We start from the raw sequence: 26,485 nt of genomic DNA, 5'->3' as shown, positions 1-26,485 counted from the left end.
CATGGCTAATTTGCGTGTTGCACTGGTGGCGGGGGAGGCTTCCGGTGACATTCTGGGCGCCGGTCTGATGCGCGCGCTCAAGGCGCAGCATCCCGCTGTCGAATTCATTGGTGTTGGCGGGCCGTTGATGGAGGCCGAAGGCCTGACGTCCTATTTCCCGATGGAACGCCTGTCGGTGATGGGCCTGGTGGAAGTGCTCGGGCGCTTGCGCGAGTTGCTGGCCCGGCGCAAAAAGCTGATCCAGACCCTGATCGACGAAAAGCCGGATGTGTTCATCGGCATCGATGCGCCGGATTTCACCCTCAATATCGAACTCAAGCTACGTCAGGCCGGGATCAAGACCGTGCATTACGTCAGCCCGTCGGTCTGGGCCTGGCGGCAGAAGCGGGTGCTGAAGATTCGCGAAGGTTGCGACCTGATGCTGACGCTGCTGCCGTTCGAAGCCCGGTTCTATGAAGAGAAGGGCGTGCCGGTGCGGTTTGTCGGGCACACCCTGGCCGATACCATTCCTCTGGAAGCCGACCGCGATGCGGCCCGCCAGGCGTTAGGCCTGCCCGAGGGACCACTGGTGGCCTTGATGCCCGGCAGCCGGGGCGGCGAAGTGAGTCGCCTGGGCGGTCTGTTTTTCGACGCTGCCGAGCGCCTTCGGGCGCTGCGCCCCGGTGTACGTTTTGTCCTGCCATGTGCCAGTGCGCCGCGTCGCGCCCAGTTGGAAGCGCTGCTGGTTGGCCGCGATTTGCCGGTGACGCTGCTCGACGGTCGTTCCCACGAAGCGTTGGCGGCCTGCGATGCGGTGTTGATTGCCTCCGGCACGGCTACCCTTGAGGCGCTGTTGTATAAGCGCCCGATGGTGGTCGCCTATCGCCTGGCGCCGCTGACGTTCTGGATTCTCAAACGCATGGTCAAGAGCCCCTACGTGTCCTTGCCGAACCTGTTGGCCCAGCGCTTGTTGGTGCCGGAGCTGCTGCAGGATGACGCGACCGCCGAGGCGCTGGCCACCACGTTGTTGCCCTTGATCGATGGCGGCGAGGAACAGACTCGGGGCTTTGATGAAATCCACCGTACCTTGCGTCGTGATGCTTCCAACCAGGCGGCTGACGCGGTACTGACCCTGATTGGCGCAAAACCATGAGCAACTCAAAGCTACAGATGGGCCTGGATTTCAACCTGGTCGCCGAAGTGGAAGAACTGGTGGCGGGTGTCGATGAGGTGGGTCGCGGCCCGTTGTGCGGCGCGGTGGTGACGGCCGCGGTGATTCTCGACCCGAAGCGGCCGATCCTGGGCCTCAACGATTCGAAGAAACTCACGCAAGCCCGTCGCGAAAAGCTCTACGACGAGATCTGCGAGAAAGCCCTGAGCTGGTGCATCGCCCGGGCCGAAGTCGAAGAAATAGATGAACTCAATATCCTGCACGCCACCATGCTTGCCATGCAGCGTGCGGTGCAGGGCCTGCACATCACGCCGAAACTGGCGATGATCGATGGCAATCGCTGCCCGAAACTGTCGATGCGCGCCGAAGCGGTGGTCCAGGGCGACGCCAAGGTGCCGGCCATCGCGGCGGCCTCGATCCTGGCGAAGGTCAGCCGTGACCGGGAAATGGCCGCCTTCGAATTGATTTACCCGGGCTATGGCATCGGCGGCCACAAGGGTTATCCGACCCCCGTTCATCTCGAAGCCCTGGCGCGCCTTGGGCCAACGCCGATCCACAGGCGTTCGTTCGCGCCGGTGCGGCTGGCTTATGAGGCGCGTGGTGGCTTGATCGTGGGTAATCAGGCTACGGTCTCTTGATGCAGGCTTTTGTGGCGAGGGGATTTATCCCCGCTGGGCTGCGAAGCAGCCCCAAAGCCCATCAGGCACCGGGTTGTCAGCTAAAGGGCCGCTTCGCGCCCCAGCGGGGATAAATCCCCTCGCCACAAAGGCAGTATTTGCCAGGCAGAAGACTCATGGCTGATGTTTTACCCAAGGCCCGGTACAATCCGGGCCTTGTTGTTTTCATGACTTAACGCAGGATCACTATGCCGGCTTCATTCGTTCATCTACGCCTGCACACTGAATACTCCCTGGTCGACGGTCTGGTGCGGATCAAGCCCCTGGTCAAGACCCTGGTGGGCATGAACATGCCTGCCGTGGCGGTCACCGACCAGAACAACATGTGTTCGCTGGTCAAGTTCTACAAGGCCGCCATGGGCGCCGGGATCAAGCCGATCTGTGGCGCCGACCTGTGGCTGTCGAACAAGGACCCGGACGCACCGCTGAGCCGTATCAGCCTGTTGGTGATGAACGCCCTGGGTTATCGCAACCTCACCGAGCTGATCTCCCGCGGCTTTATCGACGGCCAGCGCAACGGCTCGATCATCATCGAGCGCGAGTGGGTGGCCGAGGCCAGCGAAGGGCTGATCATGCTGTCGGCGGCCAAGGAAGGTGAAATCGGCCTGGCCCTGCTCAGTGGCAATCCCGAGGAAGCCGAGACCCTGGCCCGTGACTGGATGTCGGTGTTCCCGGATCGCTTCTACATCGAAGTGCAGCGCACCAATCGTCCCAATGATGAAGAACACCTGCATGCCGCCGTAGCCCTGGCCGACAAGATCGGCGCGCCGCTGGTGGCGACCAACGATGTGCGCTTTATCAAGCAGGACGACTTCGAAGCCCACGAAACCCGTGTCTGCATCGGTGAGGGCCGGGCCCTCGACGATCCGCGGCGGTCGAAGAACTACAGCAACCAGCAATACCTCAAGAGCGCCGAGGAAATGGCCGAGTTGTTCAGCGACCTGCCCGAGGCGCTGGAAAACACCGTCGAGATTGCCAAGCGCTGCAACATCGACGTGAAGCTGGGCAAACACTTCCTGCCCAACTTCCCGATTCCCGATGGCATGACCATCGACGAGTATTTCCGCAAAGTGTCCTTCGACGGTCTTGAGGAGCGCCTCAGCGTCCTGCTGCCCAAGGACACCACCGAAGATTACGAAGCCAAGCGCCAGGTCTATGTCGATCGGTTGAATTTCGAGCTGGATATCATCATCCAGATGGGCTTCCCCGGTTACTTCCTGATCGTGATGGACTTCATCCAGTGGGCCAAGAGCAACGGCGTGCCGGTGGGCCCAGGCCGTGGGTCGGGTGCCGGGTCGCTGGTGGCCTATGTGCAGAAGATCACCGACCTCGACCCGCTGGAATATGACCTGCTGTTCGAACGTTTCCTCAACCCGGAACGGGTATCCATGCCCGACTTCGACGTCGACTTCTGCATGGACGGTCGCGACCGGGTGATCGACTACGTGGCCGAGAAATATGGCCGCAACGCTGTGAGCCAGATCATCACCTTCGGTTCCATGGCCGCCAAGGCGGTGGTGCGTGACGTCGCGCGGGTGCAGGGAAAGTCCTACGGTTTGGCGGATCGTCTGTCGAAGATGATTCCGTTCGAAGTCGGCATGACCCTGGAGAAGGCCTACGAGCAGGAAGAAATCCTGCGGGACTTCATCAAGGTCGACGAAGAAGCCGCGGAAATCTGGGAGATGGCCCGCAAGCTCGAAGGCGTGGTGCGTAACGTCGGCAAGCACGCCGGGGGCGTGGTGATCGCACCGACCAAGCTGACTGACTTCTCGCCGATCTATTGCGATGAAGAAGGCGACGGCCTGGTGACCCAGTTCGACAAGGATGACGTCGAGGCGGCGGGCCTGGTGAAGTTCGACTTCCTCGGCCTGCGGACCCTGACCATCATTGACTGGGCGCTGAAAACCATCAACCGTGAGCGGGCCAAGGTCGGCGAAGAGCCGCTGGACATTGCCTTCATCCCGCTGGATGACAAGCCGACCTACAGCCTGCTGCAAAAAGCCGAAACCACGGCGGTGTTCCAGCTTGAATCCCGGGGCATGAAGGAGCTGATCAAAAAGCTCAAGCCCGACTGCCTGGAAGACCTGATCGCACTGGTGGCCCTGTTCCGTCCGGGCCCGTTGCAGTCGGGCATGGTGGATGACTTCATCAACCGTAAGCACGGTCGCGCCGAGCTGGCGTACCCGCACTCGGATTATCAGTACGAAGGCTTGAAACCGGTGCTGGCACCGACCTACGGCATCATCCTGTATCAGGAACAGGTGATGCAGATTGCCCAGGTCATGGCCGGTTATACCCTCGGCGGTGCGGACATGCTGCGCCGGGCCATGGGTAAGAAAAAGCCCGAGGAAATGGCCAAGCAACGCGGCGGTTTCATTGAGGGTTGCGCCACCAACGGCATCGACCCTGACCTGGCCGGTAACATTTTCGACCTGGTGGAAAAGTTCGCCGGCTACGGCTTCAACAAATCCCACTCCGCCGCCTATGGCCTGGTGTCGTACCAGACCGCGTGGCTGAAGGCGCATTACCCGGCGCCGTTCATGGCCGCGGTACTGTCGGCGGATATGCACAACACCGACAAGGTCGTGACCTTGATCGAAGAAGTGCGGACCATGAAGCTGCGCCTCGACGCACCGGACGTGAACGCTTCGGAGTTCAAGTTCACGGTGAACGACGAAGGCCGCATCATTTACGGCCTGGGCGCGATCAAGGGCGTGGGCGAGGGGCCGGTGGAAGCCATCACCGAAGCGCGCCAGGACGGGCCGTTCAAGGACCTGTTCGATTTCTGCGCCCGGGTTGACCTCAAGCGCATCAACAAGCGCACCCTCGACGGTTTGATCCGCAGTGGTGCCCTGGACCGGCTGGGGCCTTACTTCCAGGATGAGCCCAAGGCCTACCAGGCCAACATCGACCGCAACCGCGCGGTGTTGCTGGCGGCGATGGAGGAGGCGATCAAGGCCGCCGAACAGACTGCCCGTACCCATGACAGCGGCCACGCCGACCTGTTTGGCGGGCTGTTCGTCGAAGAAGACGCCGATGTCTATGGCAATCATCGCAAGGCCAAGGAGCTGACCCTCAAGGAGCGCCTCAAGGGTGAGAAAGACACCTTGGGCCTGTACCTCACCGGTCACCCGATCGACGAGTACGAAGGTGAGATCCGCCGCTTCGCCCGTCAGCGCATCATCGACCTCAAGCCGGCGCGCGACACGCAAACCGTCGCTGGCATGATCATCGCCCTGCGGGTGATGAAGAACAAAAAGGGCGACAAGATGGGCTTCATCACCCTCGACGACCGCTCCGGGCGCATCGAGGCCTCATTGTTCGCCGATGCGTTCCACTCGGCGCAGTCGCTGTTGCAGACCGATGCGATGGTGGTGGTGGAAGGCGAGGTCAGCAACGATGATTTTTCCGGTGGCCTGCGGCTGCGGGTCAAGCGGGTAATGAGCATGGAAGATGCCCGTACCAACCTGGCCGAAAGCCTGCGCCTGAAGTTGCAGACCCAGGATCTCAAGGGCGATCAGCTACGCTGGTTGGGTGAATTGTTCAAGCGCCATCGCGGTGCCTGCCCGATCACCATGGAGTACGTACGCCCCGATGCCAAGGCTGTGTTGCAGTTCGGTGAAGGCTGGCGGATCGATCCGGCGGATGCGTTGATTCAAGCCTTGCGTGACCAGTTCGGCAAAGACAACGTCTTCCTCCAATACCGTTGACGGCCAGGGGCCATTCCTGAAACCGGAATACCCCTGATCTCGACCCGAATTTTTAATCTCGACCTGAACGCGCCTCTCCCTTAAGGTAGGCGCGAATAGACAACCGGCCGGCCCAAGCTCTCTTGGACGTCGACCCAAGACGGACGCCTATGAACCCGAATTTTCTAGATTTCGAACAGCCGATCGCCGACCTGCAAGCCAAGATCGAAGAGTTGCGCTTGGTCGGTAATGACAATTCGCTGAATATCGGCGATGAAATCTCTCGTCTGCAAGACAAAAGCCGCACGCTGACCGAAGACATCTTCGGCAAGCTGACCAGCTGGCAGATCGCCCGCCTGGCGCGTCATCCACGTCGTCCCTACACCCTGGACTACATCGACCACATCTTCACCGAGTTCGATGAGCTGCATGGCGACCGTCACTTCTCCGACGACGCCGCGATCGTCGGCGGTGTCGCCCGTCTGGACGACCAGCCGGTGATGGTTATCGGCCATCAGAAAGGCCGCGAAGTGCGCGAGAAAGTGCGCCGCAACTTCGGCATGCCGCGTCCGGAAGGCTACCGCAAGGCCTGCCGCCTGATGGAAATGGCCGAGCGCTTCAAGATGCCGATCCTGACCTTCATCGACACGCCGGGCGCCTACCCGGGCATCGACGCCGAAGAGCGCAACCAGAGCGAAGCGATTGCCTGGAACCTGCGCGTCATGGCGCGTCTGAAAACCCCGATCATCGCCACTGTAATTGGCGAGGGTGGTTCCGGCGGTGCACTGGCTATCGGCGTCTGCGACCAGTTGAACATGCTGCAATATTCCACCTATGCGGTGATCTCGCCGGAAGGCTGCGCCTCGATCCTGTGGAAAACCGCCGAGAAGGCGCCGGATGCTGCTGAGGCCATGGGCATTACCGCCGAGCGTCTCAAAGGCCTGGGCATCGTCGACAAAGTGATCAACGAGCCAGTCGGCGGCGCTCACCGCGACCCGGCTGCAGCGGCGGCACTGATCCGCGCCGAGCTGAGCTCGCAACTGTCGATGCTCAAGAAGTTCGACAACGAAGCGCTGCTGGCTCGTCGCTACGAGCGGTTGATGAGCTACGGCCTCTGATCTGACCAAGCTTCCAGCAGCTGTGGGGGAGCCAATGTGGGAGCGGGCTTGCTCGCGAAAGCGGTTTAACATTCAACCTATGTGTTGACTGATTCACCGCCTTCGCGAGCAAGCCCGCTCCCACATTTGATTTGTGCCAAGGCTGAAACCCATGAACGCAAGCAACGATCTGCCAAGCCGCCTGCTTACCCAGCTCATTCCCTGGCGCAACGCCGCCACCTGGCGCATAGCCTTCTCCGGCGGCCTCGACTCCACCGTCCTGCTGCACCTGCTCGTAACCCTTTCGCAACGCGAACCCTTGCCCGCATTGAGTGCTATCCATGTGCATCACGGCCTCCAGGCGGTGGCCGAGGCGTGGCCGGACCATTGCCGCACCGTCTGCGAGGGTCTTGGGGTGTCGTTGCAAGTGATTAATGTGCAAGTCCGGCCCGGTGCCAGCGTCGAGCGCGCCGCCCGGGAGGCGCGCTATGAAGCCTTTGTGGCGGCAACGCACAGCAATGAAGTACTGCTCACCGCCCAGCATCGCGATGACCAGGCCGAAACCCTGCTGTTTCGCCTGCTAAGGGGCGCGGGGGTGAAGGGCTTGGCGGCGATGCCACGGCAGCGTCCTTTGGGCCAGGGGCATTTGCTGCGACCGTTGCTTGATGTGTCCCGCGCAGAGCTGGAAGCCTATGCGACACAACAGGGCTTGAGCTGGATCGAAGACCCGTCCAACGACGACCATCGGTACGCGCGCAATTACCTGCGCCAGCGAGTTTTTCCAGTGTTGGCCGAGCAATGGCCGCAAGCCTCGGCGACCCTGGCGCGCAGCGCTGCGCACATGGGGGAAGCCCAAGGCTTGCTGGACGATTTGGCGCGGATCGACCTGACCCAGGCCGCGACCGCGGGCGCGTTCGACTGGCTCGGGCTGCAATCCCTGGCGCTGGCGCCTTTGCGGGCGTTGTCGCCGGCCCGTCAGCGCAACGCCTTGAGTCACTGGCTGGCACCGATGACCCTGCTGCCCGACAGCGATCACTGGTCGGGCTGGGACTCGCTGCGCGATGCCGCCGATGATGCACGACCGATCTGGCGACTGGCCGGCGGCGAGCTGCACCGCGCCGCCGGGCGGGTCTGGTGGTTATCCGACCACTGGCTATGTTCGCTGCCAGGCACCGTCGACTGGGCTGATCCGACGGTTGGGCTGAGCTTGCCGGACAACGGTCGGGTGGTGCTCGACGGCACGCCGCCTGCGGGACCGCTTTGCGTACGCTATCGTCAAGGCGGCGAGGTGATGGCGTTAGCGGGTCGTGGTCATCGCGACCTCAAGCGTTTGCTCAATGAAAAGGCCGTGCCGGCGTTCGTTCGCGGCCGATTGCCGCTGCTCTATCAGGGCCAGCAATTGCTGGCGGTGGCCAACCTGGCCGGGCTCGATGCACAGGCTGATGGCAGTTGGCAATTGATCTGGACGCCAGGAAGCCAAGATCTGGGTTTGAGCTGAATGGGGCTTTCCGGTAGACTACGCTCCCTTCTTGATACAACTTCTGTGGATTCGCCTGAATTGCAGGAGTTGCCGATTACCAAGCAGTCTTTGCTGGGCGATTCCAAAAAATGTGTAGCGAGCAACGTACCGGTGATTTCACTTCCGGTCTGTCCCAACGCGGCGGTTTTTTTGAAAGGTGCACTGTGATTAATGCAGGTGATCGGGGGCTTCGGCCTTCCTTCGCTTTCCCCGGCGGCTCGGACCGCTTTAACGCAGACTTCTAGGGTTTTTCATGACGCGCTACATATTCGTCACGGGCGGTGTTGTTTCTTCATTGGGGAAAGGCATTGCCTCGGCTTCATTGGCGGCCATCCTGGAGGCGCGGGGACTTAAGGTCACCATGCTCAAGCTGGACCCGTACATCAACGTTGACCCGGGCACCATGAGCCCGTTCCAGCACGGTGAAGTGTTCGTCACCCACGACGGCGCCGAGACCGACCTGGACCTGGGCCACTACGAGCGGTTCATCCGCACGACCATGACCCAGAACAACAACTTCACCACCGGCCGTGTCTACGAACACGTGCTGCGCAAGGAGCGTCGTGGTGACTACCTGGGCGCGACCATCCAGGTCATCCCGCACATCACCGACGAAATCAAGCGCCGCATCATCAAGGGTGCTGGCGATGCCGACGTGGCGATGGTCGAAATCGGCGGCACCGTGGGCGACATCGAGTCCCAGCCGTTCCTCGAAGCCATCCGCCAGTTGCGTTTCGAAATCGGCGCCAAGCGCGCGATGCTGATGCACCTGACACTGGTGCCGTACATCGCCACGGCCGGCGAAACCAAGACCAAGCCCACCCAGCACTCGGTCAAGGAACTGCGTTCCATCGGCCTGCAGCCGGACGTGCTGATCTGCCGCTCCGATCACCCGATCGACATCTCGTCGCGTCGCAAGATCGCCCAGTTCACCAACGTTGAAGAGCGCGCGGTCATCGGCCTGGAAGACGCCGACACCATCTACAAGATCCCGGGCATCCTGCACTCCCAGGGCCTGGACGACTTCGTCGTCGAGCGCTTCGGCCTGCAATGCGCCAGCGCCGACCTCTCGGAATGGGAAGCCGTGGTCGATGCCAAGCTCAACCCGGAACACGAAGTCACCATCGCCATGGTCGGCAAGTACATGGAGCTGCTGGACGCCTACAAGTCGTTGATCGAGGCGATGAGCCACGCCGGTATCAGCAACCGCACCAAGGTCAACCTGCGCTACATCGATTCCGAAGACATCGAGAACCAGGGCACCGGCCTGCTCGAAGGCGCCGATGCGATCCTCGTGCCGGGCGGTTTCGGCCTGCGGGGCGTGGAAGGCAAGATCACTGCCGTGCAATACGCTCGCGAAAACAAGGTGCCTTACCTGGGTATCTGCCTGGGCATGCAAGTGGCGGTCATCGAGTTCGCCCGTAACGTGCTGGGCTGGAAAGACGCCAACTCCACCGAATTCGATCGTGCCAGCGGCCATCCGGTCGTGGGCCTGATCACCGAGTGGGAAGATGCCACCGGTGCCGTGGAAGTGCGTACCGAAAGCTCGGACCTGGGCGGCACCATGCGTCTCGGCGCCCAGGATTGCCTGCTGGAAGCTGGCTCCAAGGTGCACGATTGCTACGCCAAGGATGTGATCGTCGAGCGTCACCGTCATCGCTACGAAGTGAACAACAACCTGCTGCCGCAGTTGATCGAAGCCGGCCTGAAAATCTCCGGTCGTTCCGGTGACGGCGCGCTGGTCGAAGTGGTCGAGGCTCCGGATCACCCATGGTTCGTCGCCTGCCAGTTCCACCCCGAGTTCACCTCGACGCCACGGGACGGTCATCCATTGTTCAGTGGTTTCGTGAAGGCCGCTTTGGCTCAACACCAGAAAAAGGCATAAGACGATGGCCCAGAAGATCATTCGTGTCGGCGACATCGAGATTGCCAACGACAAGCCCATGGTGCTGTTTGGCGGCATGAACGTGCTGGAAAGCCGCGACATGGCGATGCAGGTCTGCGAGGAGTACGTGAAGGTCACCCAGAAACTGGGTATCCCTTACGTGTTCAAGGCCAGCTTCGACAAGGCCAACCGTTCGTCCGTGACGTCCTACCGTGGCCCGGGCCTGGAAGAAGGCATGCGGATCTTCCAGGACATCAAGCAAGCCTTTGGCGTGCCGATCATCACCGACGTCCACGAGCCGGCCCAGGCCGCGGTCGTCGCCGAGGTCTGCGACATCATCCAGCTGCCGGCCTTCCTGTCGCGCCAGACCGACCTGGTGGTGGCGATGGCCAAGACCGGTGCGGTGATCAACATCAAGAAAGCCCAGTTCCTCGCACCCCAGGAGATGAAACACATCCTGAGCAAGTGCGAAGAAGCCGGTAATGACCAGTTGATCCTCTGCGAGCGCGGTTCGAGCTTCGGCTACAACAACCTGGTAGTGGACATGCTCGGCTTCGGCATCATGAAGCAGTTCGAATACCCGGTGTTCTTCGACGTGACGCACGCCTTGCAGATGCCGGGCGGTCGTTCCGACTCCGCTGGCGGTCGTCGCGCCCAGGTGACCGACCTGGCTAAGGCTGGCATCAGCCAATCCCTGGCTGGCCTGTTCCTTGAAGCCCACCCGGATCCGGACAATGCCAAGTGCGACGGCCCTTGTGCCTTGCGCTTGAACAAGCTGGAACCTTTCCTGTCTCAGCTCAAGGCGTTGGACGAGCTGGTCAAGAGTTTTCCGACGATAGAAACCGCGTAACGCGGTTTTCTCCGGTAAAGTACCGCTCGATTATCGCTCTGGCCCGCTGGCCGCACTGCTCTTGTGGGAGCATGGCTTGCCAGCGATGGCGTCCTTGAGGTCCCCATCGCCGGTAGTTCGTGCTCTTGTGGCGAGGGAGCTTGCTCCCGCTGGAGTGCGAAGCGCTCCCATTCGGTCTGTTTTGGCTGAATCGCCGCTGAGGGTGAGCAAGTTTTCTGCAACGTTCTAGTCAACTTTGGAGTGTTTACAACAATGGCAAAAATCGTCGACATCAAAGGTCGTGAAGTTCTCGACTCCCGTGGCAACCCCACTGTTGAAGCGGACGTGCTTCTCGACAACGGCATCATCGGCAGCGCCTGCGCGCCGTCCGGTGCTTCCACTGGCTCGCGCGAAGCGCTGGAGCTGCGTGATGGCGACAAGAGCCGTTACCTGGGCAAAGGCGTGCTCAAAGCCGTCGCCAACATCAACGGTCCGATCCGCGAGCTGTTGCTGGGCAAGGATCCTGCCGACCAGAAAGCCCTCGATCACGCGATGATCAAGCTCGACGGTACCGAAAACAAAGGCACCCTGGGCGCCAACGCGATCCTCGCCGTGTCCCTGGCCGCTGCCAAGGCCGCTGCCCAGGATCAGGACCTGCCGCTGTACGCTCACATCGCCAACCTCAACGGTACCCCGGGTGTCTACTCGATGCCGGTGCCGATGATGAACATCATCAACGGTGGCGAGCATGCCGATAACAACGTCGACATCCAGGAATTCATGGTGCAGCCGGTCGGCGCCAAGACCTTCTCCGAAGGCCTGCGCATGGGCACCGAGATTTTCCATCACCTCAAGGCTGTGCTCAAAGCCCGTGGCCTGAGCACTGCTGTTGGCGACGAAGGCGGTTTCGCACCGAACCTGGCGTCCAACGAAGACGCGCTGAAAGTGATCTCCGAAGCCGTGGCCAACGCTGGCTACAAGCTGGGCACCGACGTGACCCTGGCCTTGGACTGCGCCGCCAGTGAATTCTACGAAGACGGCAAGTACAACCTGTCTGGCGAAGGGCAGGTGTTCACCGCCGAAGGTTTCGCCGACTACCTCAAGGGCCTGACCGAACGTTATCCGATCATCTCCATCGAAGACGGCCTGGACGAGTCCGACTGGGCTGGCTGGAAAATCCTCACCGACAAGATCGGCGAGAAAACCCAGCTGGTGGGTGACGACCTGTTCGTGACCAACACCAAGATCCTGAAAGAAGGCATCGACAAGAAGATTGCCAACTCGATCCTGATCAAGTTCAACCAGATCGGCACCCTGACCGAAACCCTGGAAGCCATCCAGATGGCCAAGGCTGCCGGCTACACCGCCGTGATCTCCCACCGCTCCGGTGAAACCGAAGACTCGACCATTGCCGACCTGGCCGTGGGCACTGCAGCAGGCCAGATCAAGACCGGTTCGCTGTGCCGTTCCGACCGCGTTTCCAAGTACAACCAACTGCTGCGTATCGAAGAGCAATTGAATGGCAAGGCCAAGTACAACGGTCGCGCCGAGTTTCGCGGTTAAGCGGTAAATGATAAAAAGACAGCGGGTTAGGTCGCAAAAGTCGCCATGGCGGCGGTTTTGCCTCTAATCTGATGCCTTATCAAGCACAAGCCTGGGTTCTCCAGGCTTCGTGCTATCAGACGCTTCAAAGTTTGGCATGGCGGTCTTTTTTCACTGGATACCTGATATTCGATGCGCAGTCCCAATTGGTTGTTTCTTGTCTTGCTCCTGTTGCTGGCCGGCCTGCAGTACCGCCTGTGGGTGGGCAATGGCAGCTTTGCGCAAGTGGCCGACCTGACTCAGCAAATTGCCGACCAACACGCCGAAAACGAGGCGCTGCTGGAGCGTAATCGGGTGATGGACGCCGAAGTGACAGAGCTGAAAAAAGGCATGGAGACCGTTGAAGAGCGGGCTCGACATGAACTGGGCATGGTCAAGGAGGGCGAAACCCTCTACCAGTTGGCCCAATGAGTATTCGTTTGCCGGCCTTCTGGGCCGTGATTCCTGCCGCGGGCGTTGGCGCTCGTATGGCCGCGGACCGTCCCAAGCAATATCTGCAGTTGGGCGGACGCACAATTCTTGAACACAGCCTCGGCTGTTTCCTCGATCACCCCACCGTCAAGGGCGTGGTGGTCAGCCTTGCACACGATGATCCCTACTGGCCGACCCTGGCCTGCGCCGGCGACACACGCATCCAGCGCGTCGACGGTGGCGAACAACGTTCCGATTCAGTGCTCAATGCCTTGCTGCACCTGCACGAGCAGGGCGCCGACGATCACGACTGGGTGCTGGTGCACGACGCCGCCCGACCCAACCTGGCCCGAGCCGACCTGGACACACTGCTCAGCGAGTTGGCGAACGACCCGGTTGGCGGTCTGCTGGCCGTCCCGGCGCGCGACACCCTCAAGCGCGTCGACAAACATGGCCGTGTGCTGGAAACCGTTGATCGCAGCGTGATCTGGCAAGCCTACACGCCACAGATGTTCCGCCTCGGCGCCTTGCATCGGGCCTTGGCCGACAGCCTGGTTGCAGACGCGGTGATCACCGACGAAGCGTCTGCCATGGAATGGGCGGGCCAGGCGCCGCGGCTGATCGAAGGGCGAGCCGATAACCTCAAGGTCACCCGGCCGGAAGATCTGGAGTGGTTGCGCCAGCGCTGGGCGAATCGTCGCTAATCAACTCCGTATCTGTTCCAAGACCGCGTCGCGCCCTTCGCGAGCAAGCCCGCTCCCACAAAAGGTCTATGTTGATCATAAAAGTGTGGCCAGACACAGGGCCCGTGTGGGAGCGGGCTTGCTCGCGAAGGCGATCATGCAGGCACCGGATAAACTCCGGACAGAAACTGGCCTAACCCCGATACTCCGGCCGCTCAGCCAAGCCTTCCTTCAAATAATCCACCAACTTGCGCACCTTCGGCGACAGATGCCGCTGCTGCGGGTACAACGCCCACACTGCCGTATTCGGCGGCTGATGAGCCTCCAGCAGCGAGATCAATGCACCACTGTGCAAATGCTCCAGCACGTAATAATCCGGCAGTTGGCATAACCCCACCCCTTGCAGCGCCGCATCGAGCACCGCTTGCCCGCTGTTGCAGCGCCAGTTTCCCTGCACTCGCTGGGAAAATTCCCGCCCGTTCTGCTCCAGTTGCCAGACGTCGGAGCTGCCGATCAGGCAGTTGTGGCGGCTCAGTTCCGACAAACTGTGGGGCCGCCCGTAGCGTTCCAGGTACGAGGGTGAAGCGCACAGGTACATGCGCCGCGGTGCCAGGCGCGTGGCGACCAGGCGGGAGTCCTGCAAGCGACCCAGGCGAATCGCCAGGTCCAGGCCTTCGTGCACCAGGTCCAGAGGGCGGTTGCTCAGTTCGATGTCTACCCGCAACTGCGGGTACAGCCCCATGAACCGCGTTACCAGGGGCACGATAAACCGTTCGCCATAGGCCACGGCACAGGTCATGCGCAGCATGCCCTTGGGTTCGCTGGTGAGATCGCCCACCGCCCGCAGTGCTTCCTCGCGCCCGTCCTGCAGGCGTTGGCAATGCTGCAAAAACGTCTGGCCGGCCTCGGTCAGGGTGACCCGCCGGGTGCTGCGGTAGAGCAATCGTGTCTGCAAGCGCTCTTCAAGCCGTACGATTTGTCGGCTGATGTGGGAGGAAGAGACCCCGAGACGTTCGGCGGCGGCGGTGAATTGACTGCATTCGGCCACGGCGACGAACTCGTCGATCCCTTCCCAGCGGTTATCGGACATGAAGGATTATCCCTATACAGCAATAATGTTTTGCTTTTGATTGGATTATTCATCGTCCGGCGGAGGATTACACTCCCGGTCTTGTTTTTATTTGCTGGAGAGTCCGGATGATCAAGTCGCGCGCTGCCGTTGCCTTCGAGGCCAAGAAACCCCTGGAAATCGTTGAAGTCGACGTCGCCATGCCCAAGGCGGGCGAAGTGCTGTTGCGCGTGGTGGCTTCCGGTGTCTGCCACACCGACGCCTACACCTTGTCGGGCGCCGACCCGGAAGGGATCTTCCCGTCGATCCTCGGTCACGAAGGCGGCGCTATTGTCGAAGCCATCGGCGAAGGCGTGACCTCGGTGGCGGTGGGTGACCATGTGATCCCGCTGTACACACCAGAGTGCGGCCAGTGCAAATTCTGTAAGTCGGGCAAGACCAACCTCTGCCAGGCGATTCGCGCCACCCAGGGCAAAGGCCTGATGCCGGACGGCACTTCGCGCTTTTCCTACAAGGGCGAGACGATTTTCCACTACATGGGCACCTCGACGTTCTCCGAGTACACCGTGCTGCCGGAAATCTCCGTCGCGAAGATTCCAAAAGAAGCGCCGCTGGAAAAAGTCTGCCTGCTGGGTTGTGGCGTCACCACCGGCATCGGCGCGGTACTCAACACCGCCAAGGTCAAGCCGGGTGACACCGTGGCGATCTTCGGCCTGGGCGGCATCGGCCTGTCGGCGGTGATTGGTGCCGTGAAGGCCAAGGCCGCGCGCATCATTGCCATCGACATCAACCCGGCCAAGTTCGAAATCGCCAAGCAACTGGGTGCCACCGATTGCGTCAACCCGAAAGACTTCGACCGTCCGATCCAGGAAGTCATCGTAGATATGACTGATGGCGGCGTGGACTTTTCCTTCGAGTGCATCGGCAATGTCCAGTTGATGCGTGCCGCGCTGGAGTGCTGCCACAAAGGCTGGGGCGAGTCGGTGATCATCGGCGTGGCCGGCGCCGGCCAGGAAATCGCCACCCGTCCCTTCCAGTTGGTGACCGGGCGCGTCTGGCGTGGTTCGGCCTTTGGTGGCGTGCGCGGTCGCAGCGAGTTGCCAAGCTATGTGGCAATGGCCGAGACGGGCGAGATCCCGCTGGATACTTTCATCACCCACACCATGGGCCTGGAAGATATCAACAAGGCGTTCGACCTGATGCATGAAGGCAAGAGCATCCGCACCGTTATCCATTTCTGAGGTCGGTCATGAGTCTGGAAAACATCTCCTGCCAGAAAAGCTTCGGCGGCTGGCACAAACGTTACCGGCACCGTTCCGACGTGCTCGGTTGTGACATGGTGTTTGCCGTGTACCTGCCGCCGCAGGCCGAGCAGGGCGGCAAGTTGCCCGTGCTGTATTGGTTGTCCGGGCTGACCTGCACCGACGAGAACTTCATGCAAAAGGCCGGTGCCCAGCGCATGGCCGCCGAGCTGGGCCTGATCATCGTCGCGCCGGACACCAGCCCTCGTGGCGCCGACGTGCCGGGCGATCCGGACAATGCCTGGGACTTCGGCCTGGGTGCAGGGTTTTATCTGAACGCCACGCAGGATCCATGGGCGCGGCACTATCGGATGCATGACTACGTGGTGCAGGAATTGCCGGCACTCGTCGAAGCGCATTTCCCAGCCTCGGACAAACGCGGCATCAGTGGTCACTCCATGGGCGGCCACGGTGCGCTGGTCTGCGCCTTGCGCAACCCGGGGCGTTACCGTTCGGTGTCGGCTTTTTCGCCGATCAACAATCCGATGGATTGCCCATGGGGCCAGAAGGCTTTCTCCCGTTACCTGGGGGAAGACCGCTCGAAATGGCGGGAATGGGATGCCTGTGCATTGATTGCCGAGGCACAGGAGAAGCTGCCACTGCTGGTGGACCAGGGCGATCGCGATGATTTCCTGGCCAACCAGCTCAAGCCCGAAGCCTTGCAACAGGCGGCCAAGGCTGCCGACCATCCGCTGGAGCTACGCCTGCAACCGGGCTACGACCACAGCTACTTCTTCATCGCCAGCTTCATTGACGACCACTTGCAGCATCATGCGCGCGCTCTAAACGCCTAATGCAGGTAGAATCACGCCCTGACAAAAATCGGGGCGTTTTTTTATGCGTATTGGCCACGGCTACGATGTTCACCGTTTCGCTGAAGGCGACTTCATTACTCTGGGCGGCGTGCGAATCGCACATGGCTTCGGGCTGCTCGCGCATTCTGACGGTGATGTCCTGCTGCACGCCTTGAGCGATGCATTGCTCGGCGCGGCTGCCCTGGGTGACATCGGCAAGCACTTTCCCGACACCGACCCGCAATTCAAGGGCGCCGACAGCCGTGTGCTGCTGCGTCATGTTGTCTCGCTGATCCATGCCAAAGGCTGGAAGGTCGGCAACGTCGATAACACCATCGTTGCCCAAGCCCCCAAGATGGCGCCGCACATCGAAGCGATGCGCCAATTGATTGCCGAGGATCTTCAAGTTGAGTTGGACCAAGTGAACGTAAAAGCCACCACCACCGAGAAGCTGGGCTTCGTCGGTCGCGAAGAAGGCATTGCCGTCCACTCCGTCGCCTTGTTGCTGCGCCCATGACGGAACTGGAACTGTTAGGGCCACGTGCCTACGGTGAGCCGCTGGGCAGTGCGGTACTCAAGGCCACCGCTGAAGATTTCCAGGTCGATGAAGTACTCGATATCCCGTTGACCGGCGATGGCGAGCACCTGTGGATCTGGGTTGAAAAACGTGGCTTGAACACCGAAGAGGCCGCCCGGCGAATCGCCAAGGCGGCTGGCGTGCCGTTGCGCACCGTCAGCTACGCCGGGCTCAAGGACCGTCAGGCCCTGACCCGCCAGTGGTTCAGCGTCCAATTGCCGGGCAAGGCCGATCCGGACCTGTCGGCGGCAGAGAACGACACGCTGAAGATCCTCAAGACTGCGCGCCATCGGCGCAAGCTGCAGCGCGGCGCGCATTCGGCCAATGGCTTCACCCTGCGCCTGACCCAGTTCAAGGGCGACACGGCAGCGATCGATGCGCGTCTGCAACAGATTGTCCGCCAAGGCATCCCCAACTATTTTGGCGCCCAGCGCTTCGGCCATGACGGCGGCAATGTTGTCGATGCCCGGGGCTGGGCGGCGCGCAAGGCGTTGCCGGAACAGCGCAATGTGCGCTCGCGGTTGTTGTCCACCGCCCGCAGCTTTCTGTTCAACCGGGTGCTGGCGGCGCGGGTCGCCGACGGTACCTGGCAGCAAGCCCAGGTGGGCGATTTGCTTGCCTTCACCGACAGCCGCAGTTTTTTCCCGGCCGGCGAGGCTGAGTGCAGCGACCCGCGCCTGGCCATTCTTGACTTGCACCCGACCGGGCCGCAGTGGGGCGAGGGACCTTCGCCTGCCACCGGCGCGACGTTCGAGCTGGAACAAGCTATCGCCGCGGGCGAGGCCGATTTGCGGGACTGGTTGATAAACGCGGGAATGAGTCACGAACGTCGCATCCTGCGACTGCCCATTGGCGGGCTGTCGTGGCATTATCCCGAGTCTGACATTCTGCAACTGGAATTCGTCCTGCCGGCCGGATGTTTCGCCACTGTCTTGGTGCGCGAACTCGTCGATCTGGTGCCGGTGGGGCAGACGGACAGCCCATGCGTATTCTGATTTCTAACGACGACGGGGTGACTGCACCCGGTCTTGCCGCGCTTTATGCTGCGCTGGCGGATTTTGCCGAGTGCGTGGTCATCGCCCCGGACCAGGACAAAAGCGGCGCCAGCAGCTCGCTGACGCTCGACCGTCCGTTGCACCCCTGCTATCTGGATAACGGTTTCATCAGCCTCAACGGCACTCCGACCGATTGCGTGCACCTGGGCCTCAACGGCTTGCTGGAGCGAGAGCCGGACATGGTGGTGTCGGGTATCAACCTGGGCGCCAACCTGGGGGACGACGTGCTTTATTCCGGTACGGTTGCCGCTGCCCTGGAAGGTCGCTTCCTGGACAAGCCATCGTTTGCCTTTTCGTTCGTTTCACGGCAGGTCGACAACTTGCCGACCGCCGCCTACTTCGCCCGAAAACTGGTCGAAGCCCATGGCGAGCTGAACTTGCCGCCACGCACGGTACTGAACGTGAATATCCCCAACTTGCCGCTCGATCACATCCGTGGCATCCAGCTCACTCGCCTGGGCCATCGTGCCCGCGCCGCCAAGCCGATGCACGTCGTCGACCCGCGCGGCAAGGCCGGTTACTGGATCGCGGCCGCCGGTGATGCCGAGGACGGTGGGCCGGGCACTGATTTCCATGCGGTGATGCAAGGTTATGTCTCGATCACGCCGTTGCAGTTGGACCGTACCTTCAACGACGCCTTTCGAAATCTCGATGGCTGGCTGGAGGGGCTGCGCTGATGGCTCGTGAGCAAGACGATATGCTGCGCCGCGGAATCGGCATGACCTCCCAGCGCACCCGTGAACGACTGATCCAAAGGCTCTACGAAGAAGGCCTGTCCAACGCCCAGGTGTTGGAGGTGATTCGCCGCACGCCGCGCCATCTGTTCGTCGATGAAGCCCTGGCCCATCGCGCCTATGAAGACACGGCGTTGCCGATCGGCCACAACCAGACCATTTCCCAGCCGTACATGGTGGCCCGCATGAGCGAGCTGCTGCTGGAGGCGGGGCCGCTGGACAAGGTGATGGAGATCGGTACCGGTTCGGGTTACCAGACGGCGGTGTTGTCGCAGCTGGTCGAGCGGGTGTTTTCCGTGGAGCGGATCAAGGTGCTGCAGGATCGTGCCAAGGAACGCCTGGTTGAGCTGAACCTGCGCAACGTGGTGTTTCGCTGGGGCGATGGTTGGGAAGGTTGGCCAGCCCTGGCGCCGTACAACGGCATCATTGTGACCGCAGTGGCCACCGATGTGCCCCAGGCCTTGCTGGATCAGCTTGCCCCCGGTGGACGACTGGTCATTCCGGTGGGCGCCGGCGACGTCCAGCAACTGATGCTGATCGTGCGCGAAGAACACGGTTTTTCGCGACATGTCCTGGGGGCGGTGCGGTTCGTGCCATTACTCAATGGGCCGTTGGCCTGAGCATTTATATACAGACGCTGAATTCCGTGGCCCGGCCTGTGTCTTACAGCGGCACCGATTTGCTGAACAGAGTCCAACGGCGTCGAGCAAACGTGTGCGACGACACATTGCGCTTCATTAATAGAGGCGCAGTCGTTGCCAGCTATATTTGTATGAGGTCTGCCTGGACAGGCAGTTTCCAATTTTTCAGCCACCACAAAGGGAGCGGCGGGTGAGTCTCACAGTCATTGCGCAGCGTATGGGTATCACGAGCTTTCAGCGCCTGGTGACTGGCCTTGTCTTGAGTACTTTGCTGGTCGGGTGTTCCAGTACGCCGTCGGGTAATGTTCGGGTTGTCGATCGCAACAACAGCGCAACACCTCAACGTCCTACAGTAACGACGGGTCAATATGCAGTCCGTCGCGGCGATACCCTGTTTTCCATCGCTTTTCGCTACGGCTGGGACTACAAAGCCCTCGCAGCGCGCAACAACATTCCTGCGCCTTATACGATTCACCCCGGTCAGACGATTCGCTTCGATGGCCGTAGCGGTTCAACGCCTACCGCAGTGGTGACGCAGTCGGGTTCGACGGCTTCGTCGTCGAGTAAAACCACGGTCATTCGCCGGCCGGCGGGGGCTGGCACGGCGACAGTACCGTCCGTCGCGAGCAAATCGCCCCCTGCTCCGATGCCTCCGGCAGGCCCCGCCCCGACAGGCTGGGGATGGCCTTCTAATGGCGTTCTCATTGGAAAATTCTCTTCAAACGGTAGTTTGAATAAAGGAATTGATATCGCCGGGGATTTGGGACAGCCTGTTTTAGCCGCGTCTGATGGCACGGTTGTGTACGCCGGGAGTGGTTTAAGGGGCTACGGCGAACTCGTGATCATCAAACACAGCGATACCTACGTCAGTGCCTACGGTCACAACCGCAGGCTGTTGGTTCGGGAGGGGCAGCAGGTCAAAGTCGGACAGACAATTGCCGAAATGGGATCAACGGGAACAGACCGGGTGAAACTGCATTTTGAGATTCGCCGGCAAGGTAAACCAGTCGATCCGCTGCAATTCCTGCCTCGGCGTTGATTTGATTGTCAGCCTGTTCCGTCACGTAGAGGGAACAGGCTCCAGCGTTGCCAAGGATAAAGGCGTCGCTTGAGCTTGAGGTCGAACTCACCAAAGGACTATAACAATGGCTCTCAGTAAAGAAGTGCCGGAGTTTGACATCGACGATGAGGTTCTCCTTATGGAGACCGGCATCGCTATGGATTCGATGTCGAATGATGAAGGGGCGACTCCACCTTCCGTTCGTGCCAAATCCAAACACTCCGCTTCACTTAAACAACATAAGTACATCGACTACACCCGGGCGCTGGACGCCACTCAGCTGTACCTCAACGAAATCGGTTTCTCGCCACTGCTCTCCCCCGAGGAAGAAGTTCATTTTGCGCGGCTGTCGCAAAGTGGCGACCCGGCCGGCCGAAAACGCATGATTGAAAGCAACCTGCGCCTGGTGGTGAAAATCGCCCGACGCTACGTCAATCGCGGGCTTTCGCTGCTGGACCTGATTGAAGAGGGCAACCTGGGCCTGATTCGCGCCGTCGAGAAATTCGACCCCGAGCGCGGCTTCCGTTTCTCGACCTACGCCACCTGGTGGATCCGCCAGACCATCGAACGGGCGATCATGAACCAGACCCGGACCATCCGGTTACCGATTCATGTGGTCAAGGAGCTGAACGTCTACCTGCGGGCCGCCCGTGAGTTGACCCAGAAACTCGACCATGAACCTTCACCCGAAGAAATCGCCAACCTGCTGGAAAAACCGGTAGGAGAGGTCAAGCGCATGCTTGGACTCAACGAGCGTGTCTCTTCGGTAGACGTCTCGCTGGGGCCGGACTCGGATAAGACCCTGCTGGATACCCTGACCGACGATCGTCCGACCGATCCGTGCGAGTTGCTCCAGGACGATGACTTGTCCCAGAGCATTGACCAGTGGCTTTCGGAACTTACGGACAAGCAACGAGAAGTGGTGATTCGCCGCTTCGGCTTGCGCGGTCATGAAAGCAGCACGCTTGAAGATGTAGGCCTGGAGATTGGTTTGACCCGTGAGCGGGTGAGGCAGATCCAGGTTGAAGGTCTCAAGCGCCTGCGAGAGATCCTGGAGAAGAACGGCTTGTCGAGCGAGTCGTTGTTTCAATAATACCAAGGCAAGTGCAGCAGAAACGCCCTGACTGGTTGTGATGCTGTTTACTTGGAAAAAACGGTGCTTCTTTCAGAAATGGGAAGTGCCGTTTTTTTTTGGTTTGGGTTTGGGTTTGGGTGTATATCCGTTGCTGCGGTTACGGCCACTAATGGTTCCGCTCTTACAGCGGGTCACTTTTGGAAGAGCGCCAAAAGTAACCAAAAACGCTCTGCCCCACCACTCGGCACCTCGCCTAGGCTCGGTGTGCCCTCACTCCGGCATTGCTCCGTGGGCCGCCGCGAAGGGCCATCCATGGCCCAGCGCGGCTACCTCGGCATCCATGCCGAGGTGCCCACTGCGCAATGCCTGCGTTCGGCCATCGTGGTTTAACGGGGCGCCCAGATCAAAAGCCGGGGCGAGGCGGCCTTATAGCCGACCTGGTTCCTAGTGGGACCGCGTTCCCCCTGTGGGAGCGAGCTTGCTCGCGATGACGGTGGTTCAGTCACATGGATGTTGGGTTTGCTGGCTTCATCGCGAGCAAGCTTTGCTCCCACAGATCTGATGGGTGTACGACCGGGAGAGCCAGGTCGGCTATCAGGCCGCCTCGGGGATGACGTTGATCTCGGCGCCCCGTTAACCACGCTGGCCGAACGCAGGCATTGTGGAGTGGGCATCCCGGCATGGATGCCGGGATAGCCGCGCTGGGCCATGGATGGCCCTTCGCGGCGGGCCCACGGAGCAATGCCGGAGTGAGGGCACACCGAGCCTAGGCGAGGTGCCAAGTGGTGGGGCAGAAGCGCTTTGGTTACTTTCGACTGGGCCGGCTTCCGGGCTTTTCGAAAGTGACCCGCCGTAAGGGCGGAACCCTAAGTGGCCGTAACCGCAGCAACGGATATACACACCACCTCTGAAACCCCGCTCGTAAAACTATAGATCAACATCATTACGACTAATTCGGAGCTTTTGCGTTTGAGAAGAGGCGTTTGCCCAGACCTGCTCCATTTGTAGGTTCAGCGTGTAAGCCTTTGCCTAGTGTTACGTAAGCGATCAGTTCCTCATCGTCGGGACAGACTGCTATAAACACCGTGATCTTTTTGTATTCATCTGATTTATAACGAAAATTTGTTGATGAACGTAGCGTTACAGAGCAAGCCGCCTGTATCAGCTGCGTTGCACTCGCCTGGGAAAATACTAATATCAGTCCTGTGTCGACGGATAGACACACCCGTCAAGGATGATGGGAAGGAAGGACATCGCAGGACGCGATTCATCAGGATGATGAAAAGGATTAAAGGGATTAGGGAAAAAATGTGGGCGGGTCAAACCGCCCCTTTTTTTGCCCGCGATTTCTTGATCCGAAAAAGCAAAAAGGCCCGCAAGGGGCCTTTTCGACGAACGCAGGGGTGATCAGCGTTCGAGGTCTACGATCTTGCCTTCCTTGCCATCCCACTCTTCAGCGTCCGGCAGCGCATCTTTCTTCTCGGTAATGTTCGGCCAGATGTCCGCCAGTTCAGCGTTCAGCACGATGAAGTTCTCCATGCCAGCCGGCACTTCGTCTTCCGAGAAAATGGCAGTCGCCGGGCATTCCGGCTCACACAGGGCGCAGTCGATGCACTCATCCGGGTGAATGACCAGGAAGTTCGGGCCTTCGTAGAAGCAGTCCACCGGACAGACTTCTACGCAATCGGTGTACTTGCACTTGATGCAGTTGTCGGTGACGACGAAGGTCATTTCTAATTCTCTCCTCAGGCGGCGGCAGCGGAACCCCTTCACGGTGGGCTCGCCAGGTTCGGGAGCGATAGTCTGCAGGCTAGGCTAATGGCCCGCAGCATCCCAAACCGCGCGAGATTCTAACAGCTTGAAAGCCTGTGCGTTAGATCCGTGTCTTCAATGTATAGAGTAAATCCAGCGCCCGACGTGGCGTCAGGTCGTCCAGATCGAGCTTGGCCAGTTCATCAAGCACCGGGTGGGGCAAGCTGGCGAACAGGTCGCTTTGCTGCGGCGCGGCCGGTTTGCCTTTGGTCGGGCGCGGTGCTTCGTGAGGCAGGCTGGTGGTTTCCAGGCGGCTCAGGTGCTCGCGGGCACGGGTAATGACTTCACTTGGCACACCTGCCAGTTGCGCCACCGCCAGGCCGTAGCTCTGGCTGGCCGGGCCGGGCAGCACGTGGTGCAGGAAAACGATGCGCTCATTGTGCTCGGTGGCGTTGAGGTGAACGTTGGCCACCAACGGCTGGTTTTCCGGCAACACGGTGAGTTCGAAATAATGGGTGGCAAACAGCGTGTAGGCCCGCAGGTGCGCGAGGCGCTCGGCCGCTGCCCAGGCCAGGGACAGGCCGTCGAAGGTGCTGGTGCCGCGACCGACCTCGTCCATCAGCACCAGGCTGCGTTCGGTGGCGTTGTGCAGGATGTTCGCGGTTTCGCTCATTTCCACCATGAAGGTCGAACGCCCACCGGCCAGGTCATCGCTGGAGCCGATCCGCGTGAAAATGCGGTCTACCAGGGACAATTCGCAACTGGCCGCCGGGACGAAGCTGCCGATGTGGGCCAGCAGCACGATCAACGCGGTCTGGCGCATGTAGGTGGATTTACCGCCCATGTTCGGGCCGGTGATCACCAGCATGCGGGTGTTGTCGTCCAGGCTCAGGTCGTTGGCCACGAACGGAGTGGTCAGTACTTGCTCGACCACCGGGTGACGACCCTGGCTGATGCGCATGCACGGCTCACTGACGAAGCGCGGGCAGTTGAGGTCCAGGTTCAGCGCGCGTTCGGCCAGGTTGCTCAGCACGTCCAGTTCCGCCAGGGCACCGGCAGTGTCCTGTAACGGTGGCAATTGGCTGATCAGGTCCTCGAGCAACGCTTCATAGAGCATCTTTTCCCGGGCCAGGGCGCGGCTCTTGGCCGACAGCGCCTTGTCTTCGAACGCCTTGAGTTCCGGGGTGATGAACCGCTCGGCGCCCTTGAGGGTCTGGCGGCGAATGTAGTCGGCCGGGGCTTGCTCGGCCTGCTTGCTCGGCAGCTCAATGAAGTAGCCGTGGATGCGGTTGTAGCCGACCTTGAGGTTGGCCAGGCCCGTACGGGCTTTTTCCCGGGCTTCGAGGTCGATCAGGAACTGGCCGGCGTTCTCGCTCAGCGATTGCAGCTCGTCGAGTTCGGCGTCGTAGCCGGTTTTCAGCACGCCACCGTCACGGATCACCGCCGGTGGGTTATCGATAATGGCTTTTTCCAGCAACGCGGCCAGCTCCGGGTAGGTGCTGGTGGTGCGCGCCAGTTGCTGCAGGTGCGGCGCTTCGAGGTCGGTCATCGCCACTTGCAGCTCGGGCAACGCGCCAAGGGCATCGCGCAGACGCGCCAAGTCGCGGGGACGGGCATTGCGCAGGCCGATACGGGCGAGGATCCGCTCGATGTCACCGATTTCCTTGAGTTGCGGTTGCAACTGCTCGAAGCGATAACGATCCAGCAGGCAGGTAATGGAGGATTGACGCGCCAGCAGCACGGTCAGGTCCCGCAGCGGACGATTCAACCAGCGGGTCAGCAATCGGCTGCCCATGGCGGTCTGGCAGCGATCGACCACCGATTGCAAGGTGTTGTCGCGCCCGCCGGCCAGGTTGGTGTCCAGTTCCAGGTTGCGTCGGCTCGCGCCGTCCAGCACCACCGTGTCATCCAGGCGTTCGTGACGCAGGCTGCGCAAGTGGGGCAGGGCGGTACGCTGGGTTTCCTTGGCGTAGGCCAGCAGGCAACCGGCCGCGCCGATGGCCAGGGTCAGGTTCTCGCAACCGAAGCCCTTGAGGTCCTGGGTGGAAAACTGCTGGCAGAGACTTTTCAGCGCCGAGTCACGCTCAAAATCCCACGGCGCCCGACGCCGCACGCCACGGCGTTTTTCTGCCGGCAGGTCTTTGGGCCAGTCATCTGGGATCAACAGTTCCACCGGGTTGACCCGCTCCAGCTCCGCCAGCAGGTTTTCCCAGCCCTTGATTTCCAGCACCGAGAAGTTGCCGCTGGTGATGTCCAGCACCGCCAGGCCGAACAGGCGTTCATCGCCCAGCACGGCGGCGATCAGGTTGTCCCGGCGTTCATCCAGCAAGGCTTCGTCACTGATCGTGCCCGGGGTGATGATCCGCACGACTTGGCGTTCCACCGGGCCTTTGCTGGTGGCCGGGTCGCCGACTTGTTCGCAGATCACCACGGATTCGCCGAGCTTGACCAGCTTCGCCAGGTAACCTTCTGCCGCGTGGTAAGGAATCCCACACATCGGAATGGCCATGCCTGCCGATTGCCCACGTGCCGTCAGGGTGATGTCCAACAGCTTGGCGGCTTTCTTCGCGTCCTCGTAGAAGATCTCGTAGAAGTCGCCCATGCGGTAGAACATCAGCTGATCGGGGTGTTGGTTCTTCAGGCGCCAGTATTGCTGCATCATTGGCGTGTGGCTGGAGAGGTCGTTCACGGCTGTATTCATGGGTGTCAGGCAAGCTCGTTGAAAGGTGTGGGGCAAAAGGAGGGGCATTGGCCCGGCTTTTCCGCGATGGGCGCAAGGTTAACATGGGTGGTCGGGGGGGACCCAGGCGTGAGTGGTTTTTGGGGTGGGGTGTATATCCGTTATTTAGGTAATGGCTGCTGACGGTTCCGCTCTTACAGCGGCT

General features: G+C 60.8%; 21 protein-coding genes. 18 read left to right on the top strand and 3 right to left on the bottom strand.

Annotated features, from left to right (window positions below):
- The first annotated feature begins 1 nt into the window (after position 1).
- The 10 genes from lpxB to ispD all read left to right on the top strand — a co-directional run bounded on the left by lpxB (position 2) and on the right by ispD (position 13,563).
- Complete coding sequence (lpxB, locus tag CFII68_RS19905; RefSeq protein ID WP_018603706.1) at positions 2-1,132, top strand: lipid-A-disaccharide synthase; 1,131 nt, start codon at positions 2-4, stop codon at positions 1,130-1,132.
- Positions 1,129-1,788, top strand: coding sequence for a ribonuclease HII (gene rnhB / locus CFII68_RS19910; RefSeq protein ID WP_033062504.1), 660 nt, complete (start codon positions 1,129-1,131; stop codon positions 1,786-1,788). The genes lpxB and rnhB overlap by 4 nt, the downstream gene beginning before the upstream one ends.
- 227 nt (positions 1,789-2,015) lie before the next feature.
- Positions 2,016-5,537 carry a DNA polymerase III subunit alpha gene (dnaE, locus tag CFII68_RS19915; protein WP_018603702.1) on the top strand — a complete coding sequence of 1,174 codons (3,522 nt, stop codon included), beginning with the start codon at positions 2,016-2,018 and terminating at the stop codon, positions 5,535-5,537.
- A gap of 149 nt (positions 5,538-5,686) precedes the next feature.
- Entirely contained in the window at positions 5,687-6,634 is a 948-nt protein-coding gene (locus tag CFII68_RS19920) for an acetyl-CoA carboxylase carboxyltransferase subunit alpha (protein ID WP_003198261.1), read from the top strand.
- Between the two features lie 151 nt (positions 6,635-6,785).
- Positions 6,786-8,111 (top strand): tRNA lysidine(34) synthetase TilS, encoded by a 1,326-nt coding sequence (gene tilS / locus CFII68_RS19925; RefSeq protein ID WP_018603700.1) that lies wholly within the window; start codon positions 6,786-6,788, stop codon positions 8,109-8,111.
- A gap of 274 nt (positions 8,112-8,385) precedes the next feature.
- Complete coding sequence (locus CFII68_RS19930) at positions 8,386-10,017, top strand: CTP synthase (RefSeq protein WP_018603697.1); 1,632 nt, start codon at positions 8,386-8,388, stop codon at positions 10,015-10,017.
- Positions 10,018-10,021: 4 nt separating this feature from the next.
- On the top strand, positions 10,022-10,867 hold the full coding sequence (kdsA, locus tag CFII68_RS19935; RefSeq protein WP_003198268.1) for a 3-deoxy-8-phosphooctulonate synthase: 846 nt from the start codon (positions 10,022-10,024) through the stop codon (positions 10,865-10,867).
- Positions 10,868-11,119: 252 nt separating this feature from the next.
- Positions 11,120-12,409 (top strand): phosphopyruvate hydratase, encoded by a 1,290-nt coding sequence (eno, locus tag CFII68_RS19940; protein WP_018603694.1) that lies wholly within the window; start codon positions 11,120-11,122, stop codon positions 12,407-12,409.
- 171 nt (positions 12,410-12,580) lie between these two features.
- Positions 12,581-12,859 carry a cell division protein FtsB gene (ftsB, locus tag CFII68_RS19945; protein ID WP_018603692.1) on the top strand — a complete coding sequence of 93 codons (279 nt, stop codon included), beginning with the start codon at positions 12,581-12,583 and terminating at the stop codon, positions 12,857-12,859.
- Positions 12,856-13,563, top strand: coding sequence for a 2-C-methyl-D-erythritol 4-phosphate cytidylyltransferase (ispD, locus tag CFII68_RS19950; RefSeq protein WP_018603690.1), 708 nt, complete (start codon positions 12,856-12,858; stop codon positions 13,561-13,563). Before ftsB ends, ispD begins: the two co-directional genes overlap by 4 nt.
- 172 nt (positions 13,564-13,735) lie before the next feature.
- On the opposite strand, the gene CFII68_RS19955 is transcribed toward ispD, so the two are convergent.
- A complete protein-coding gene (locus CFII68_RS19955) occupies positions 13,736-14,632 on the bottom strand; it encodes a LysR substrate-binding domain-containing protein (RefSeq protein ID WP_018603688.1) in 897 nt (298 codons plus the stop codon).
- 107 nt (positions 14,633-14,739) lie between these two features.
- Here CFII68_RS19955 and CFII68_RS19960 point away from each other — a divergent pair, with 107 nt between their 5' ends.
- From CFII68_RS19960 to rpoS, 8 genes are all read left to right on the top strand, one after another.
- Positions 14,740-15,852 carry an S-(hydroxymethyl)glutathione dehydrogenase/class III alcohol dehydrogenase gene (locus tag CFII68_RS19960; RefSeq protein WP_018603686.1) on the top strand — a complete coding sequence of 371 codons (1,113 nt, stop codon included), beginning with the start codon at positions 14,740-14,742 and terminating at the stop codon, positions 15,850-15,852.
- A gap of 8 nt (positions 15,853-15,860) precedes the next feature.
- Positions 15,861-16,706: an S-formylglutathione hydrolase gene (gene fghA, locus CFII68_RS19965; protein ID WP_018603685.1), complete on the top strand. Its 846-nt coding sequence runs from the start codon at positions 15,861-15,863 to the stop codon at positions 16,704-16,706.
- Between the two features lie 43 nt (positions 16,707-16,749).
- Positions 16,750-17,223 (top strand): 2-C-methyl-D-erythritol 2,4-cyclodiphosphate synthase, encoded by a 474-nt coding sequence (ispF, locus tag CFII68_RS19970; protein ID WP_003184863.1) that lies wholly within the window; start codon positions 16,750-16,752, stop codon positions 17,221-17,223.
- Positions 17,220-18,278 carry a tRNA pseudouridine(13) synthase TruD gene (gene truD / locus CFII68_RS19975; RefSeq protein WP_018603679.1) on the top strand — a complete coding sequence of 353 codons (1,059 nt, stop codon included), beginning with the start codon at positions 17,220-17,222 and terminating at the stop codon, positions 18,276-18,278. Before ispF ends, truD begins: the two co-directional genes overlap by 4 nt.
- A complete protein-coding gene (gene surE, locus CFII68_RS19980; RefSeq protein ID WP_018603677.1) occupies positions 18,266-19,015 on the top strand; it encodes a 5'/3'-nucleotidase SurE in 750 nt (249 codons plus the stop codon). The genes truD and surE overlap by 13 nt, the downstream gene beginning before the upstream one ends.
- 41 nt (positions 19,016-19,056) lie before the next feature.
- Positions 19,057-19,692, top strand: a complete 636-nt coding sequence (locus CFII68_RS19985) for a protein-L-isoaspartate(D-aspartate) O-methyltransferase (protein ID WP_177325036.1) — start codon at positions 19,057-19,059, stop codon at positions 19,690-19,692.
- Between the two features lie 211 nt (positions 19,693-19,903).
- Positions 19,904-20,752 carry a peptidoglycan DD-metalloendopeptidase family protein gene (locus CFII68_RS0125845; protein WP_033062503.1) on the top strand — a complete coding sequence of 283 codons (849 nt, stop codon included), beginning with the start codon at positions 19,904-19,906 and terminating at the stop codon, positions 20,750-20,752.
- Between the two features lie 106 nt (positions 20,753-20,858).
- On the top strand, positions 20,859-21,866 hold the full coding sequence (gene rpoS / locus CFII68_RS19990; RefSeq protein WP_003198289.1) for an RNA polymerase sigma factor RpoS: 1,008 nt from the start codon (positions 20,859-20,861) through the stop codon (positions 21,864-21,866).
- A 1,389-nt stretch (positions 21,867-23,255) separates the two neighbouring features.
- On the opposite strand, the gene fdxA is transcribed toward rpoS, so the two are convergent.
- Complete coding sequence (gene fdxA / locus CFII68_RS19995) at positions 23,256-23,579, bottom strand: ferredoxin FdxA (RefSeq protein WP_018603631.1); 324 nt, start codon at positions 23,577-23,579, stop codon at positions 23,256-23,258.
- Positions 23,580-23,721: 142 nt separating this feature from the next.
- The gene (gene mutS / locus CFII68_RS20000; protein WP_177325035.1) at positions 23,722-26,289 is read right to left on the bottom strand and encodes a DNA mismatch repair protein MutS; all 2,568 of its coding nucleotides are present in this window, start codon (positions 26,287-26,289) and stop codon (positions 23,722-23,724) included.
- Positions 26,290-26,485 lie beyond the last annotated feature (196 nt).

Source organism: Pseudomonas sp. CFII68 (assembly GCF_000416195.1).
Classification (GTDB): Bacteria; Pseudomonadota; Gammaproteobacteria; order Pseudomonadales; family Pseudomonadaceae; genus Aquipseudomonas; species Aquipseudomonas kilonensis.
The sequence above is the reverse complement of the archived record's forward strand: the minus strand, read 5'-3'. Positions and strand labels throughout refer to the sequence as shown.